Below are 14,383 nucleotides of genomic sequence, written 5' to 3' on the forward strand. Positions count from 1 at the left end.
GCGCGGCTCAGCCCCCGAGCACCCCGTCGCGCTCCGGAGAGCCCGCCGCGGAGTATCGGAACAGCGGGAGGAGTGCATCCACCACATCGCCCGCGTCGTCGATCGTCAGGGGGCCGCTGATGCCGTCGTAGTCGGGCTCGCGGTCCTGCGCGATGACGTCGAGGCAGGCGCCGATGCTCGTGCACGGAACCCCGCCGGCCGCGGCCGCGCGCAGCGAGCCGGCGATCGAGGGCCCGCCGTCGTCGCCCGCGAGCTCCGCGGCGAGCGCCGCGAGCATGACCGCGTCGTACACCTCGGCGGCGAGGGCGAACGAGGGGATGCCCGGATCGGACTGCCGCAGGATCGTGCGGAAGCGCTCGCTCGCGTCGGCGCCCGCGCGCACGCCGTGCGCCCCCTCGAGCGCTCCGGGCTCGACGACCGTCGCGTAGTCGACGAGGCTGTCGCCGAGGAGCCACAGGCCGTCGGCATCGAGCCCCGCATCGACGAGCGCCTCCAGCACTGCCGCGGTCGGGGGCGCGAGGTCGGCGCTCGTGGCGACGATGACGGCGTCGGCGGTCCGCGGCGCGGGCTCCTCGCCGTCGCCCGCCTCCGGCTCGAGCAACGCGCGCGCGAGGGCCGGGGCGCGGGTGGACGCCGTGAGGGGCTCGGGCACGACGACGTCGACGTCGACGCCCTCGAGCGCGGTGCGGAGCGCCTCGGCGAGCGCGCTGCCCTCGTCACCCTCGGCGGTGAGCAGCGCGATCGACTCGGCACCGCCGGCGGCGAGCGCCCGACCGACGGCCGCGACCTGCGCGGTGAGCGGGGGCGCGATGCGGAAGAGCACGTCGGCGGGGTCGGCCGCTCCGACGGCCGCGCCGCCGGAGCCGGGGACGAGCATCGTGACGCCGGCCTCCGCCGCGAGCGGGGCGAGCCGCAGCACGAGGCCGGGATCGGAGGGACCGATGACGACGTCGACGCCGCGCTCGACGAGGGCGGCGAGGGACGCCTCGGCCGTCGACGTCGCGGGGTCGCCTACGTCGCGGTTGACGACCTCGACGGCGGCGCCGAGGATGCCGCCCGCGGCGGCGATGTCGCGCGCGGCGATCTCGACGGCGGCGACCTGGACGGGGCCGCGCGAGGCGGAGGGGCCGGTGAGCGGCGCGAGGGTGCCGATGCGCAGGACGCCGTCGCCGCTCGGCGGGATCGGCGTGGGTGTTGCGGTTCCGGGCGCGGGGGTGGGGACGGCGACCGGCGCGGCCGGAGTGCACCCCGCCAGCGCCCCGAGCGCGATCACGACGACGAGGGCGGTCGCGGCACGACGGCGCATGGGGGTCCTTCCGGGGTGCAGGGCTCGGCGGAACCCTACCCGGCCGCGACCTCCGGCAGGCGCACCGCCCCGGTGCGCCGCCGGTGCCCGACGGCGTCGACCGTCAGGACGACGAGGGCCAGCCAGACGAGACCGAATCCGACCCACCGCTCGAACGGCATCGGCTCGCCCATGACGGCGACGCCGAAGGCGAACTGCAGCAGCGGGGCGAGGTACTGGATGAAGCCCATGACGGTGAGCGGCAGCCGTCGGGCGGCCGCGGCGAAGAGCAGCAGCGGCACCGCGGTCACGACTCCGGCGAGCCCGAGCAGCACGGCGTGGCCGAGACCCTCGCGCCCCATCGTGAGATCGCCCGCGCTCGTGATCGCGACGAGCACGATGAGGGCGATCGGCGTGAGCCAGGCCGTCTCGAGCGTGAGCCCGGCGACGGCGGTCACGCGGGGACCCATGCGGTTCTTCAGCAGGCCGTAGACACCGAACGACGCAGCGAGCGTGAGCGCGACCCACGGCGGCTGCCCGTAGCCGATGGCGAGCACGAGCACGGCGACGATGCTGATGCCGACCGCGGCCCACTGCCAGGGCCGCAGCCGCTCGCGCAGCACGAGCACGCCGAGGGCGACGGTGACGATCGGGTTGATGAAGTAGCCGAGGGCGGCCTCGACGATGAAGCCGTTGGTCGAGGCGTAGACGTAGACCGTCCAGTTGACGGCGATGAGGATGCCGGCCAGGAGGCTCAGCACCATGATCCGCCGGTCGCGCAGCATGGCCGCGAACGGCCGGAACGCCCGCGTGAGCGCGAGCAGCGCCACGCAGAAGACGAGGGACAGCACGACCCGCCAGGCGACGATCTCGACGGCACCGCTCGGGGTCAGGAGCAGGAAGTAGGCGGGCAGGAAGCCCCAGAGGCCGTAGGCACCGACCGCGAGCGGCAACCCGCTGCGGGACGAGCGAGAGTCGGGCACCGGGTCAGTGTACGCCCGGGCAGCGGCCCGTTCGGACGCGAACGGCCCCCGCCCGCCGAGGCGAGTGGGGGCCGGAGCGCAGCGTCGCGACTAGCGGACGATGACCGCGAGGATGTCGCGGGCCGAGAGGACCAGGTACTCCTGGCCGTCGTACTTGACCTCGGTGCCGCCGTACTTCGAGTAGATGACCTTGTCGCCGACCGCGACGTCGAGCGGGACGCGGTTGCCGTTGTCGTCGATGCGGCCGGGGCCGACCGCCACGACCTCGCCCTCCTGGGGCTTCTCCTTGGCGGTGTCGGGGATCACGAGACCCGAAGCGGTGGTCTGCTCCGCCTCGACCTGCTTGATGACGATGCGATCTTCGAGCGGCTTGATGGAGACCGACACGGTTGACCTCTTCTTTCCTAAGACGTTGAGGGGATTGGCACACTCGCCCTGCGAGTGCCAGGAACCACTGTACCCAAGCCGTTAGCACTCATGCAATCCGAGTGCCAGCGCTCGCCGCGGGAGGGCGTGGGAGGATCGGACGATGGACGCGTCCGAGGTGCGGGAGCTGCTGACGGCGGAGGCGCTCGAGCTGCTCACGAGCCTGGCGCCGAGCGACTCGGCCACCGATGCCGTGGCTCTCGTCAGCCGACTGCGGTCGGCCGGGCATCCACCCGCTCGCGTCGCCGCCGTCCTGACGCAGTACCGACTGCGCAGGCGGGCCGTCGCGAAGTTCGGCCCGTTCGCCGAGCGGATGCTCTTCACCGAGTCCGGGCTCGAGCAGGCCTCCCGGCTCGGAGTGGCCGCGCAGCACGCCGGCCGGTTCGCCGCCGCCGGGCTCGCGCGCGTCGCCGACCTCGGCTGCGGCATCGGCGGCGACGCGATGGCCCTCGCGGCCCTCGACCTCGAGGTGCTCGCCGTCGAGCGCGACGAGCCGACCGCGGCGATCGCCGCCTACAACCTCGCCCCGTGGGAGAGCGCGACCGTCGAGCTCGGCGACGCGGAGGCCGTCGACGTCAGCCGTGCCGACGCCGTGTGGCTCGACCCCGCACGACGCACGGGCGCCCGACGGCTGTCCTCCCCCGACGACTGGTCGCCCTCGCTCGACGCCGCCCTCGCGATCTCGCAGCGGCGGCCCGGCGGCATCAAGCTCGCGCCCGGCATGGATCGCGCGCTCATCCCCGAGACGCACGAGGCGCAGTGGGTGAGCGACGGCGGCGAGGTCGTGGAGGTCGTGCTGTGGAGCGGCGCGCTCGCGCGGCCGGGCGTCCGGCGGGCGGCGCTCGTGCTCGGCCCGAAGGGGGCCGCGGAGCTCGTGGCGGCCGAGGATGCGCCCGACGTCGAGGCCGGCCCCCTCGGGGAGTACGTGTACGAGCCCGACGGGGCGGTCATCCGCGCCCGCCTCATCGGCGACCTGGCCCGCTCGCTCGAGGGGCGGATGCTCGACGGCACGATCGCGTGGGTGACCGCCGATCGGCTCGCCCCGACGCCGTTCGCACGGGCGTTCCGCGTGCTCGAGCGGTGGCCGCTCGACGCGAAGCGGATCGCGAAGGCGCTCCGGGAGCGCGGCATCGGCACGATCGAGATCAAGAAGCGCGGCGTCGACATCGACCCGGCCGTCTTCCGGAAGCAGCTGAAGCCGCAGGGGCCGAACGCGGCGACGCTCGTGCTCACGCGGGTCGCGAGCGAGCGCGTCGCGCTGCTCGTCGAGCGCGTCGACTGAGCGGCGCCCTACCCGCCGATGGTGGAGAGGCTCGCGAACAGCCCGACCGCGAAGAGCGGGACGAGCACCGAGGCGAGCAGGATGACGCCCCAGATCACCGAGATGCCGAGCCCCGCATAGCCGCAGGCGAGCCCCGCGATCGCCATCGAGCGCCCGGTCGGCTCGCGCCGCAGGCCCAGGTGGCTGAGGATCACGCCGACGAGCGCGAACACGAGGCCCACGGCGGCGAACGAGGCGAGCAGCCCGACGATGCCGAACACGAGACCGAGCACGCTGAGCGTCTGCGCGCTCGCGGCGGCGGGCGGGTGCGGCGCGAGGGCCGGGAGCTCGGCGGTCGACCCGGGCTCGGCGTCGGGCTCGGTCGGTGCGGGCATGGGTCTCCTCGGGGGCTGGGCCTGCTCCAGCGTACGCACGACGGCCCGCCGGCGCTGAGCGCGGGCGGGCCGTCGTGCGACGCGGATCAGTAGGTCGTGTAGCTGTTGACGCCCGCGACCGCGAAGAGGCCGATCCACAGCACGGCGAGCAGGATCCCGCCGACGATGCCGAGGTAGCCGACGACGAGGCCCGCGATCGCGAGGCCGCGCCCGTTCTCGCCGGTCTTCTTGATCTGGTTCATGGCGATGTGGCCGCAGATCACGCCGGGGATCGAGATCCAGAGGATGGACAGGACGAGCGACACGATCGCGAGGACGTTGGTCTTCTGCGCCGGGGCGGCCGCGTAGGGCGTCGACGAGGCGTAGGGGTTCTGGCTCGCGTAGGGATTGGGCTGCGCGGGCTGGGCGGACTCGGCCGGCTGCGCGGGGTAGTCGGGCGAGGGAGGCGGCGGGGCGTCGGTCATCGGGGTCTCCTGGTGGGGTGGAAGGACGACGGTGCAGTCCGCCGGCGGCGCAGGGCGCGCGCATCCGCCACTGTGCCAGGGGGCTGAGGAGGTGTCAACGAACCACGCGCGACCTCACGCCTGGACGACGGTCACCGGGAGGGTCGAGTCGGCGCCGACGCCGAGGTCGGAGGGGCCGTGGCCGGCCATGATGCGCTGGGCGGCGATCGCGGCGATCATGGCTCCGTTGTCGGTGCAGAGCGACAGGGGCGGGATGCGCAGGCTCACGCCCGCGGCGGCCGCGCGCTCGGCGGCCAGGGTGCGCACCCGCGCGTTGGCGACGACTCCCCCGCCGAGCAGCAGCCGCGGCACGCCGAGGTCGACGCACGCCGCGATGGCCTTCGCGGTGAGCACATCGGCGACGGCCTCGCGGAAGCTCGCCGCGACATCCGCCACCGGAACGGGCTCGCCTGCGTCGCGCAGCCTCTCGACATGGCGGGCGACGGCCGTCTTGAGGCCGGAGAACGAGAAGTCGTAGCGGTGGGCGACGAGATCCTTCGGCAGCGTGAGCCCTCGAGGGAAGCGCACCGCGGTCGGGTCGCCGTCGGCGGCGGCGCGGTCGATCTGCGGACCGCCCGGGTAGGGCAGGCCGAGCAGTCGCGCGACCTTGTCGAAGGCCTCGCCCGCGGCGTCGTCGATCGTCTCGCCGAGGAGCTCGACATCGTCGGTGAGGCTGCGCACGAGCAGCAGGCTCGTGTGGCCGCCGGAGACGAGCAGCGCGATCGTCGGCAGCTCGAGCTCGCCGCGATCGTCGGCGCCGGGGTCGTGGAGGATGTCGGCGCCGACGTGCCCGACGAGGTGGTTGACGGCGTAGAAGGGCTTGTCGAGGGCGAGGGCGAGGGCCTTCGCCGCGCCGACGCCGACCATGAGCGCGCCGCTGAGGCCCGGGCCGCTCGTGACGGCGACCGCGTCGAGGTCGGCGAGCGCGATGCCCGCCTGCTCGACGGCCGCGTGCAGCGTCGACTCGAGGGCCTCGAGGTGGGCGCGCGCCGCGATCTCGGGGACGACGCCGCCGAAGCGCGCGTGCTCGTCCATCGAGCTCGCGATGACGTTCGCGAGCAGCTCGGTGCCGCGCACGATGCCGACGCCGGTCTCGTCGCAGCTCGTCTCGATGCCGAGGACCAATGGCTGCGCGCTCATCCCTCCCCCTCCCATCGCATGACGATCGCATCGACGTCGTCGGGCTGGTAGTAGTGGGGCCGCACGCCGATGCGCACGAAGCCGTGCCGTCGGTAGAGCTCCTCGGCGCCGGGGTTGTCGGCGCGCACCTCGAGGAACACCTCGCTCGCCCCGCGCGCCCGCGCCGCGCCGAGCAGCTGCTGCATGAGCACCGTGCCGATGCCGAGGCGCCGATGCGTCGGGTCGACCGCGATCGTCTGGATGTCGCCCTGCCCCGCCCCGGCCGGCGCGCTCAGCCCGGCGTAGGCGACGACCTCGTCGCCCGACTCCACGACCACGTACACCGTGTGCGGGCTCGCGAGCTCGGCGGCCATGAGGTCGCGGCTCCACGCATCGCCGGGGAAGGTCGCCGTCTCGAGCGCCATGATCGCGTCGAGATCGGCGAGCTCCGCGTCGCGCACGCGGATGGCGGGGGCGGTGCCCCCGCTCCCGGCCGCCCCGCGCGTGCTCGCCATCAGCTCACCCGCTTCGGCGTCGACAGCGTGACGTCGGGGGCGCGCAGGTACAGCGGTTGCGCCTCCGGGAATGCGACCCCGGTCGCGAGGCGCGCGAGGGCGGCGTGCGCCAGCGCGGCGGCGGGGATCTCCTGCGCCTCGAACGGCGTGACGCCCTCGGCGGGCGCGAACGCGGCGCGGGCCACCAGGTGCGCGGACTCGACCTCGGCCGGGAGGGGGAGCTGCGCGGCGAAGACGGTGACGGCGACCTCGCGACGGCGGGCATCCGTGATGACCGCGAAGCGGCCGCCGGCGACGCCGCCCTCGGTCAGCCGCAGTGCGACCGCCTCGTGGCTCGGCACGGCCAGCAGCGGGATGCCGCGGGCGATCGCGACCGCGCGGGCGGCGGCGATGCCGACCCGCAGGCCCGTGAACGGCCCGGGCCCGATGCCGGCGACGACGTGCGTGAGGCGTGCGTCGTCGACCTCCGCGGCGGCGAGCACCTCGGAAAGGAGCGGCCCGATGACCTCGGCGTGACGGCGGGTGTCGGCGCTCGAGCGCTCCGCGATCACGCGGCCGTCGTCGGCGACGATCGCGACCGCCGTGCCCGCGGAGGTGTCAATCGCGAGCAGCATGGACCCAGCCTAGGTCGGCCCAGCGCGCGCCCGTGCCCGCGACCGTGACGGTGCGCGGCTCGACGGGGGCGTCGTCCGGGTCGTCGATCTCGTCGGCGTCCGATGCACCATCGGGCGCGGATGCTCCGCCTCCCGTCGGGCGCTCGATCACGATCGACAGCCACTCGTCGACGAGGTGCTCGACGAGCCCCGCGCCCCACTCGACCACGACGATCGAGCCCGCGAAGTCGATGTCGAGATCGTCGAGCTCGGCCGCGTCGGCGAGCCGGTAGGCGTCGACGTGCGCGAGCGGCGCCCCTCCCTCGCGCGGGTGGGTGCGGGCGAGGACGAAGGTCGGGCTCGTGACGGCGCCGCGCACGCCGAGCGCGGCGCCGAGCCCGCGCGTGAAGGTCGTCTTGCCGGCGCCGAGCTCGCCCATGAGCAGGACGACATCGCCCGCGCGCAGCTCGGCCGCGACGCGCGCGCCGAAGCGCTCCATGGCCTCGGGGTCGGCGATGACGAGGCGCTTCCCTCCGCTCACGCGTGGGCCCTCACGGTCGTGCGCGTGACGCGGCGGCCGAGGCGCGTGACGACCTCGTAGCCGATCGTGCCGGCCGCGTCGGCCCAGTCATCGGCGGTCGGCGCCCCCGACGCGGGATCGCCGAACAGCACCGCGCGATCCCCGACGACGACGCGGCGGTCGCCGACGTCGACCACGAGCTGGTCCATGGCGATGCGCCCGGCGACCGGGAAGGTCTCGTCGCCGATGAGCACGCGGGCCCCGCGCGCGTGTCGCGGCACCCCGTCGGCGTAGCCGAGCGGAACGAGCGCAAGCGTCGAGGCCCCCTGGGTGCGGTGGAGGTAGCCGTACGAGACGCCGCTGCCCGCCGGCACGCGCTTGACGCTCACGACGGTCGCGCTGAGCTCCATCGCGGGCCGCAGGCCGATCGCGCGGTGCTGGGGCGCGGGGGCGACGCCGTAGACCGCGATGCCGGAGCGCACCATGTCGAACCGCGTCTCGGGCAGGTCGATCGCGGCGGCGGAGGCGGCCAGATGACGGATGCCCGGCTCGAGGCCGACCGCGTCGACGGCGTCGAGGAACCGCTCGAAGACCTCGCGCTGCGCACGGTCGTCGTCGGTGCTCGTGTTCGACAGGTGGCTGAAGACGCCGTCGAGCCGGACGTCCCCGGAATCGACGAGCGCGGCGAGCCGCTCGAGGAGCGCGCCCCACTCGGACTCGACGACGCCGTTGCGCGACAGTCCCGTGTCGACCTTCACGTGCACGACAGGGCGGTGGCCGGCGGCGGCGGCGCGCTCGAGCTCGGCGAGCGAGCTCACCCCGAGCGCGATGCCCGCCTCGGTCGCGACGGACAGGTCGGCCGCGGGGTCGTGGAGCCACGCGAGCACCGGAGCGTCGATGCCGGCGCGGCGCAGCTCGAGCGCCTCCGTGACGTCGGCGACGCCCAGGTGATCGGCGCCGGCCTCGAGGGCCGCGCGCGCCGCCGTCACCGCTCCGTGCCCGTAGCCGTCGGCCTTGACGACCGCCATGAGGTGCCGGCTCGGCGCCAGGCGGCGCAGCAGCTCGACGTTGTGCGCGATCGCGTCGATCGCGACGCGGGCCTCGCGGAACGGTCGGTCGCTCACACCGACTCCGCCACGACGAAGGCCGTCGCGATGCCCGCGTCGTGCGACATCGACACGTGGATGCGGCCGATGCCCCGCCGCGCGGCGATCTCGGCCGCCCGCCCGCTAAGGGCGAAATCGGGGTTGCCGTCGGCATCCGTCTCGATCGCCATCTCGACCCAGCGGATGCCGTCGGTCTCGCCGAGGGCCTTCATGAGGGCCTCCTTCGCGGCGAAGCGTCCGGCGAGCGAGCGCAGCGGCAGCGCGCGCTCCGGGTCGGCGAAGAGCCGCTCGCGCAGACCCGGCGTGCGGCCGAGCGCCCGCTCGAAGCGCGCGAGGTCGACGACGTCGACGCCGATGCCCACGATCACGACCGCACCGCGCAGCCCCGGCTACTCGACCGTGACCGACTTGGCGAGGTTGCGCGGCTGGTCGACGTCGAGGCCCTTCGCGGCAGCGAGCTCCATGCCGAAGATGTGCAACGGCACGACGGCGAGGAGCGGCTCGAAGAACGGCGAGGCGAGCGGGATGCGGATGACCTCGTCGGCGTGCGGGAGGACCGCCGCGTCGCCCTCCTCCGCGATGGCGATGACGCGGGCGCCGCGCGCGCGGATCTCCTGGATGTTCGAGACGACCTTGGCGTGCAGCGAGTTCGGGTCGCGCGGGCTCGGCACGATCACGAAGACGATCTGACCGGGCTCGATGAGGGCGATGGGCCCGTGCTTGAGCTCGCCCGCCGCGAAGCCCTCGGCGTGGATGTACGCGAGCTCCTTGAGCTTGAGCGCGCCCTCGAGAGCGACGGGGTAGCCGACGTGGCGGCCGAGGAAGAGGACCGACTGCGTATCGGCCATCCACTTCGCCATCTCGCGGATGCGCTCGCCCGAGCTCAGCACCGCGGCCAGCTTGTCGGGCACGGCCTGCAGCTCGCGCACGAGCCCGCGCGCGCGCTCGGGCTCGAGCGTGCCGCGGACCTGACCGAGCTGGATGCCGAACAGGTACATCGCCGTGATCTGCGCGACGAAGGCCTTCGTCGACGCGACGGCGACCTCGGGGCCGGCGTGCGTGTAGACGACCGCGTCGGACTCGCGCGGGATCGTCGCGCCCTGCGTGTTGCAGATCGACAGCGTGCGCGCACCCTGCTTGCGGGCGTACTTGACGGCCATGAGGGTGTCCATCGTCTCGCCCGACTGGCTGATCGAGACCACGAGCGTGCGCGCGCTCAGCACCGGGTCGCGGTAGCGGAACTCGTGAGCGAGCTCCACGTCGACGGGCACGCGGGCCCACTGCTCGATCGCGTACTTGCCGACCATGCCGGCGTAGGCGGCGGTGCCGCACGCGATCACGACGACGCGGTCGATGTCGCGGAGCGTGTCGGCGTCGAGGCCCTCGAGCTCCGGGATGCGCACGAGCCCGTCCTCGACACGACCGATGATCGTCTTCGCGACGGCCTCGGGCTCCTCGCTGATCTCCTTCGCCATGAAGCTCGACCAGCCGCCCTTGTCGGCCGCCGACGCGTCCCAGTCGACCTCGAAGGTCTTCGTCTCGACGGGCGCGCCGTGGAAGTCGACGACCTCGACGCTGTCTGGGCGGATCGTGACGAGCTGGTCCTGCCCGATCTCCATCGCCTGCTTGGTGTACGCGACGAACGCCGCGACGTCGGAGCCGAGGAAGTTCTCGCCCTCGCCGAGACCGATGACGAGCGGCGAGTTGCGGCGAGCGCCGACCACGACGCCCGGCTGGTCGGCGTGCACGGCGAGGAGCGTGAAGGCGCCCTCGAGCCGGTTCACGACCTGCAGCATCGCGCTCGTGAGGTCGCCCGTCTCGCGGTACGCGTCGCCGACCAGGAGGGCGGCGACCTCGGAGTCGGTCTGCGAGCTGAACTCGTGGCCGCTCGCGAGGAGCTCGTCCTTGAGCTCACCGAAGTTCTCGATGATGCCGTTGTGGATGAGCGCGAGCCTTCCGCCGTCGCCGAGGTGCGGATGCGCGTTCTCGTCGGTCGGGCCGCCGTGGGTCGCCCAGCGAGTGTGGCCGATGCCTGTCGTGCCGTCGGCGAGCGGCCTCGCTCCCAGGTCGTCGGTGAGCACCGCGAGCTTGCCGGCGTGCTTGCGCGTACCGAGGTGCCCGTCGGCGTCGATCACGGCGACACCCGCGGAGTCGTAGCCCCGGTACTCCAGCCGCTTGAGCCCGCCGATCAGAACGTCGACGCTCCCCCGGGTTCCGACATAGCCCACGATTCCGCACATGAGATCGAGTCTATTGCCCGGTCGGGCGGGGGGTGGCCGGGCACTACTGTGGAGCCGATGTCCGAGGCGAGCGCAGCGCGCGACAACTCCCCCTTCGTCGAGCTCGATCGACGCCGCTGGGCCGCGCTCGCACCCGCCACTCCGCAGCCGCTCAGCGAGACCGAGCTCGTCCAGCTCCGCGGGCTCGGCGACCAGCTCGACCTCCAGGAGGTCGCCGAGGTCTACGTGCCGCTCAGCCGGCTGATCTCGCTCTACGCCGTCGGCGCGCGACGCCTGCACGACTCCACGCGCGAGTTCCTCGGCGCGCCGGGCACGAGCACGCCCTTCGTGATCGGCGTCGCAGGCTCCGTCGCGGTCGGCAAATCGACGATCGCGCGCCTGCTGCGGGAGCTGCTCTCGCGCTGGCCGGACACCCCCCGGGTCGAGCTCGTCACGACGGACGGCTTCCTCCTCCCCACCGCGGAGCTCGGGCGCCGAGGCATCCTGCACCGCAAGGGTTTCCCGGAATCCTACGACCGGCGGGCCCTCCTGCGGTTCGTCTCGCGCATCAAGGCCGGGGCCGACGAGGTGCGCGCCCCCGTCTACTCGCACATGAGCTACGACATCGTGCCCGACGCCGAGATCATCGTGCGCCGGCCCGACATCCTCATCGTCGAGGGCCTCAACGTGCTGCAGCCGCCCGGGCCGGGCGCCGCGCTCGCCGTGAGCGACCTCTTCGACTTCACGATCTACGTGGATGCCCGCACGAGCGACATCGCGCAGTGGTACGAGGATCGCTTCCTCGCCCTCCAGCGCGGCGCCTTCGCCGATCCGCGCAGCTACTTCCACCGCTACTCCGCGCTCAGCCACGAGCAGGCGGTCGCGAAGGCGCGCGAGATCTGGCGCGAGATCAACGAGCCGAACCTCGTGCAGAACATCCTGCCGACGCGAGCGCGGGCATCGCTCGTGCTCCGCAAGGAGAGCGATCACGCCGTCTCGACGGTGCTCCTCCGCAAGATCTGACGAAGGGCGCCGCGGCGAGCCGGGTCAGGCCGCGAGCTGCTCGCGAACGACCTCGGCGAGCCGCTCGGCCATCGCCTGAGCGGTCTCCTCCGTCGCGGCCTCGACCATGACGCGCACCATCTGCTCGGTGCCGCTCGCACGCAGCAGCACGCGCCCGGTGTCGCCGAGCGCGGCCTCCACCTCCGCGACGGCGGCCGCGATGCCCGCGTGGCCCGCGAGCCCCGTGCGGTCGACGCCGCGCACGTTGATGAGCACCTGCGGGAAGACCGTCATGACGCTCGCGAGCTCGGCGAGGCTCTTGCCCGTACGGGCCATCTCGGCGGCGAGCTGGATGCCCGTGAGGATCCCGTCGCCCGTCGTCGCATGACGGCTGAAGATGATGTGGCCCGACTGCTCGCCGCCCAGGCTCAGCCCGTGCTCGGCGAGGGCCTCGAGGACGTAGCGGTCGCCGACGCCGGTCTCGATGATGCGGATGCCCCGCTCGGCCATCGCGCGCTTGAGACCGAGGTTGCTCATGACCGTGACGACGAGCGTGTCGCCGACGAGCAGCCCGCGCCCGTGCTCGGCGACGGCGAGGATCGCCATGATCTTGTCGCCGTCGACGACCTGGCCCCGGGCATCCACCGCGAGGCAGCGGTCGGCGTCGCCGTCGTGGGCGATGCCGAGGTCGGCGCCCGTCTCGACGACCGTGCGCTGCAGGAGCTCGAGGTGCGTCGAGCCGACGCCGTCGTTGATGTTGAGGCCGTCGGGGTCGGAGCCGATGACCGTGACCGTCGCGCCGGCGTCGGCGAAGACCTGCGGCGAGATGCCCGCGGCGGCGCCGTGCGCGCAGTCGATGACGACGTGCAGACCGTCCAGGCGCGTGTCGAGTGTGCCGAGCAGGTGCAGGACGTAGCGGTCCTCCGCATCGGCGAAGCGGCGGATGCGCCCCACGCCGCCGCCCGTGGGCGCGAGCTTGTCGCCCGCCATGGCGGCCTCGATGCGGTCCTCGACCTCGTCGGGCAGCTTGACGCCGCCGAAGGAGAAGAACTTGATGCCGTTGTCGGGCGCGGCGTTGTGCGAGGCCGAGATCATGACGCCGAAGTCGGCGCGGATGTCGCTCACGAGGAACGCGGCGGCCGGCGTCGGGATGACGCCGGCGTCGAGCACGTCGATGCCCGACGAGGCGAGGCCCGCGGCGACCGCGGCGCCGATGAACTCGCCCGAGACGCGAGGGTCGCGCGCGAGAACCGCGCGCGGGCGCTTGCCCGCAGCCCGCAGCTCGTCGGCGTGACGCCCCTGCGTGAGCACGAGTGCGGCGGCCTGGGCGAGGCCGAGGGCCAGGTCAGCGGTGAGATCACCGTTGGCCAGCCCCCGGACCCCGTCCGTGCCGAAGAGTCGACCCATGTCGATCGGCGAGTGGTGAGCAGCCGGAGCGCGTTAGCGCTTCGAGTACTGGGGCGCCTTGCGGGCCTTCTTGAGACCGGCCTTCTTGCGCTCGATGACGCGCGCGTCACGAGTGAGGAAGCCCGCCTTCTTGAGCGTCGCGCGGTTGTTCTCGCGGTCGATCTCGTTGAGCGCGCGAGCGATCGCGAGGCGCAGCGCGCCCGCCTGGCCCGAGGGGCCGCCGCCGGTGATGCGCGCGGTGACGTCGTACGCGCCGCCGAGCTGCAGGATCGTCAGCGGGTCGTTGATCAGCTGCTGGTGCAGCTTGTTGGGGAAGTAGTCCTCCAGGGTGCGGCCGTTCACCTTGTAGGTGCCGGCGCCGGGGACGAGGCGCACGCGGGCGATGGCCTGCTTGCGTCGACCCACGGCCGCGCCGGAGACGGAGAGGACGGCGCGGGGCGCGGCCTGGGCCGGCGCCGCGGTGGACTCGGTCGTGTAGCTCTCGGGAGCTGCGTCAGTGGTGGTGTCGTTCGCCACGGTATCGATCCTTAAACGTCGTCAGGCGGTCGCTACTGGGCGACCTGGTCGAGGGTGAAGGTCTTGGGCTGCTGAGCAGCGTGGGGGTGCTCGGCACCCCGGTAGACCTTGAGCTTCTTGAGCTGGGCGCGACCGAGGCTGTTCTTCGGCAGCATGCCGCGGATCGCCTTCTCGACGGCGCGCTCGGGGTTCTTCTCGAGCAGCTCCGAGTAGGAGGTGGCCGTGAGGCCGCCCGGGTAGCCGGAGTGGCGGTAGGCCTTCTTCTGCGCGAGCTTCGACCCGGTGAGCGCGACCTTGTCGGCGTTCACGATGATGACGAAGTCGCCCATGTCCATGTGCTGGGCGAAGGTGGGCTTGTGCTTGCCGCGGAGGAGGGCGGCGGCGTGGCTGGCAAGGCGACCCAGGACGACATCGGTTGCGTCGATGATGACCCAGTCGCGCTTGACGTCAGCGGGCGTGGGGCTGAACGTGCGCGTCACAGTACGTGCTTTCTTGTCGAGGTGTTCGTGAATCCCGCTCCGGTGGGTGGTTTC

Annotated in this window: 17 protein-coding genes; 2 read left to right on the forward strand and 15 right to left on the reverse strand. The window is 73.3% G+C overall.

What is annotated here, in order from left to right:
- Nucleotides 1-7: 7 nt before the first annotated feature.
- From ASG83_RS03350 to groES, 3 genes are all read right to left on the reverse strand, one after another.
- On the reverse strand, nucleotides 8-1,306 hold the full coding sequence (locus tag ASG83_RS03350) for an ABC transporter substrate-binding protein (protein ID WP_055857129.1): 1,299 nt from the start codon (nucleotides 1,304-1,306) through the stop codon (nucleotides 8-10).
- 35 nt (nucleotides 1,307-1,341) lie between these two features.
- Complete coding sequence (rarD, locus tag ASG83_RS03355; RefSeq protein ID WP_055857131.1) at nucleotides 1,342-2,268, reverse strand: EamA family transporter RarD; 927 nt, start codon at nucleotides 2,266-2,268, stop codon at nucleotides 1,342-1,344.
- 90 nt (nucleotides 2,269-2,358) lie between these two features.
- Nucleotides 2,359-2,655, reverse strand: a complete 297-nt coding sequence (gene groES, locus ASG83_RS03360) for a co-chaperone GroES (RefSeq protein ID WP_055857134.1) — start codon at nucleotides 2,653-2,655, stop codon at nucleotides 2,359-2,361.
- A 142-nt stretch (nucleotides 2,656-2,797) separates the two neighbouring features.
- On the opposite strand from groES, the gene ASG83_RS03365 reads away from it, so the two are divergent.
- The gene (locus tag ASG83_RS03365) at nucleotides 2,798-3,976 is read left to right on the forward strand and encodes a class I SAM-dependent methyltransferase (protein WP_055857137.1); all 1,179 of its coding nucleotides are present in this window, start codon (nucleotides 2,798-2,800) and stop codon (nucleotides 3,974-3,976) included.
- A gap of 8 nt (nucleotides 3,977-3,984) precedes the next feature.
- On the opposite strand, the gene ASG83_RS03370 is transcribed toward ASG83_RS03365, so the two are convergent.
- From ASG83_RS03370 to glmS, 9 genes are all read right to left on the reverse strand, one after another.
- Nucleotides 3,985-4,350, reverse strand: a complete 366-nt coding sequence (locus ASG83_RS03370) for a DUF4190 domain-containing protein (protein ID WP_055857140.1) — start codon at nucleotides 4,348-4,350, stop codon at nucleotides 3,985-3,987.
- Nucleotides 4,351-4,436: 86 nt separating this feature from the next.
- Nucleotides 4,437-4,814 (reverse strand): DUF4190 domain-containing protein, encoded by a 378-nt coding sequence (locus tag ASG83_RS03375; RefSeq protein WP_055857143.1) that lies wholly within the window; start codon nucleotides 4,812-4,814, stop codon nucleotides 4,437-4,439.
- Between the two features lie 114 nt (nucleotides 4,815-4,928).
- Nucleotides 4,929-5,993: a tRNA (adenosine(37)-N6)-threonylcarbamoyltransferase complex transferase subunit TsaD gene (tsaD, locus tag ASG83_RS03380; RefSeq protein ID WP_082599053.1), complete on the reverse strand. Its 1,065-nt coding sequence runs from the start codon at nucleotides 5,991-5,993 to the stop codon at nucleotides 4,929-4,931.
- Nucleotides 5,990-6,487 carry a ribosomal protein S18-alanine N-acetyltransferase gene (gene rimI / locus ASG83_RS03385; protein WP_055857149.1) on the reverse strand — a complete coding sequence of 166 codons (498 nt, stop codon included), beginning with the start codon at nucleotides 6,485-6,487 and terminating at the stop codon, nucleotides 5,990-5,992. Before rimI ends, tsaD begins: the two co-directional genes overlap by 4 nt.
- On the reverse strand, nucleotides 6,487-7,101 hold the full coding sequence (gene tsaB, locus ASG83_RS03390; RefSeq protein WP_055857152.1) for a tRNA (adenosine(37)-N6)-threonylcarbamoyltransferase complex dimerization subunit type 1 TsaB: 615 nt from the start codon (nucleotides 7,099-7,101) through the stop codon (nucleotides 6,487-6,489). Before tsaB ends, rimI begins: the two co-directional genes overlap by 1 nt.
- Nucleotides 7,085-7,621, reverse strand: a complete 537-nt coding sequence (tsaE, locus tag ASG83_RS03395; RefSeq protein ID WP_369813374.1) for a tRNA (adenosine(37)-N6)-threonylcarbamoyltransferase complex ATPase subunit type 1 TsaE — start codon at nucleotides 7,619-7,621, stop codon at nucleotides 7,085-7,087. The genes tsaB and tsaE overlap by 17 nt, the downstream gene beginning before the upstream one ends.
- Entirely contained in the window at nucleotides 7,618-8,724 is a 1,107-nt protein-coding gene (gene alr / locus ASG83_RS03400; protein ID WP_055857156.1) for an alanine racemase, read from the reverse strand. Before alr ends, tsaE begins: the two co-directional genes overlap by 4 nt.
- The gene (locus ASG83_RS03405) at nucleotides 8,721-9,074 is read right to left on the reverse strand and encodes a holo-ACP synthase (protein WP_055857159.1); all 354 of its coding nucleotides are present in this window, start codon (nucleotides 9,072-9,074) and stop codon (nucleotides 8,721-8,723) included. The genes alr and ASG83_RS03405 overlap by 4 nt, the downstream gene beginning before the upstream one ends.
- 21 nt (nucleotides 9,075-9,095) lie before the next feature.
- The gene (glmS, locus tag ASG83_RS03410) at nucleotides 9,096-10,946 is read right to left on the reverse strand and encodes a glutamine--fructose-6-phosphate transaminase (isomerizing) (RefSeq protein ID WP_055857163.1); all 1,851 of its coding nucleotides are present in this window, start codon (nucleotides 10,944-10,946) and stop codon (nucleotides 9,096-9,098) included.
- Between the two features lie 57 nt (nucleotides 10,947-11,003).
- On the opposite strand from glmS, the gene coaA reads away from it, so the two are divergent.
- Entirely contained in the window at nucleotides 11,004-11,948 is a 945-nt protein-coding gene (coaA, locus tag ASG83_RS03415) for a type I pantothenate kinase (protein ID WP_055857165.1), read from the forward strand.
- A gap of 24 nt (nucleotides 11,949-11,972) precedes the next feature.
- On the opposite strand, the gene glmM is transcribed toward coaA, so the two are convergent.
- From glmM to rplM, 3 genes are read right to left on the reverse strand one after another with little or no spacing between them, the layout of a single operon-like run.
- Nucleotides 11,973-13,334: a phosphoglucosamine mutase gene (glmM, locus tag ASG83_RS03420; protein WP_055857168.1), complete on the reverse strand. Its 1,362-nt coding sequence runs from the start codon at nucleotides 13,332-13,334 to the stop codon at nucleotides 11,973-11,975.
- A gap of 33 nt (nucleotides 13,335-13,367) precedes the next feature.
- Nucleotides 13,368-13,850, reverse strand: coding sequence for a 30S ribosomal protein S9 (rpsI, locus tag ASG83_RS03425; protein ID WP_055857171.1), 483 nt, complete (start codon nucleotides 13,848-13,850; stop codon nucleotides 13,368-13,370).
- Between the two features lie 32 nt (nucleotides 13,851-13,882).
- Entirely contained in the window at nucleotides 13,883-14,329 is a 447-nt protein-coding gene (gene rplM / locus ASG83_RS03430; RefSeq protein ID WP_055857173.1) for a 50S ribosomal protein L13, read from the reverse strand.
- Nucleotides 14,330-14,383 lie beyond the last annotated feature (54 nt).

The sequence above is a fragment of the Yonghaparkia sp. Soil809 genome (assembly GCF_001429705.1).
Classification (GTDB): domain Bacteria; phylum Actinomycetota; class Actinomycetes; order Actinomycetales; family Microbacteriaceae; genus Microcella.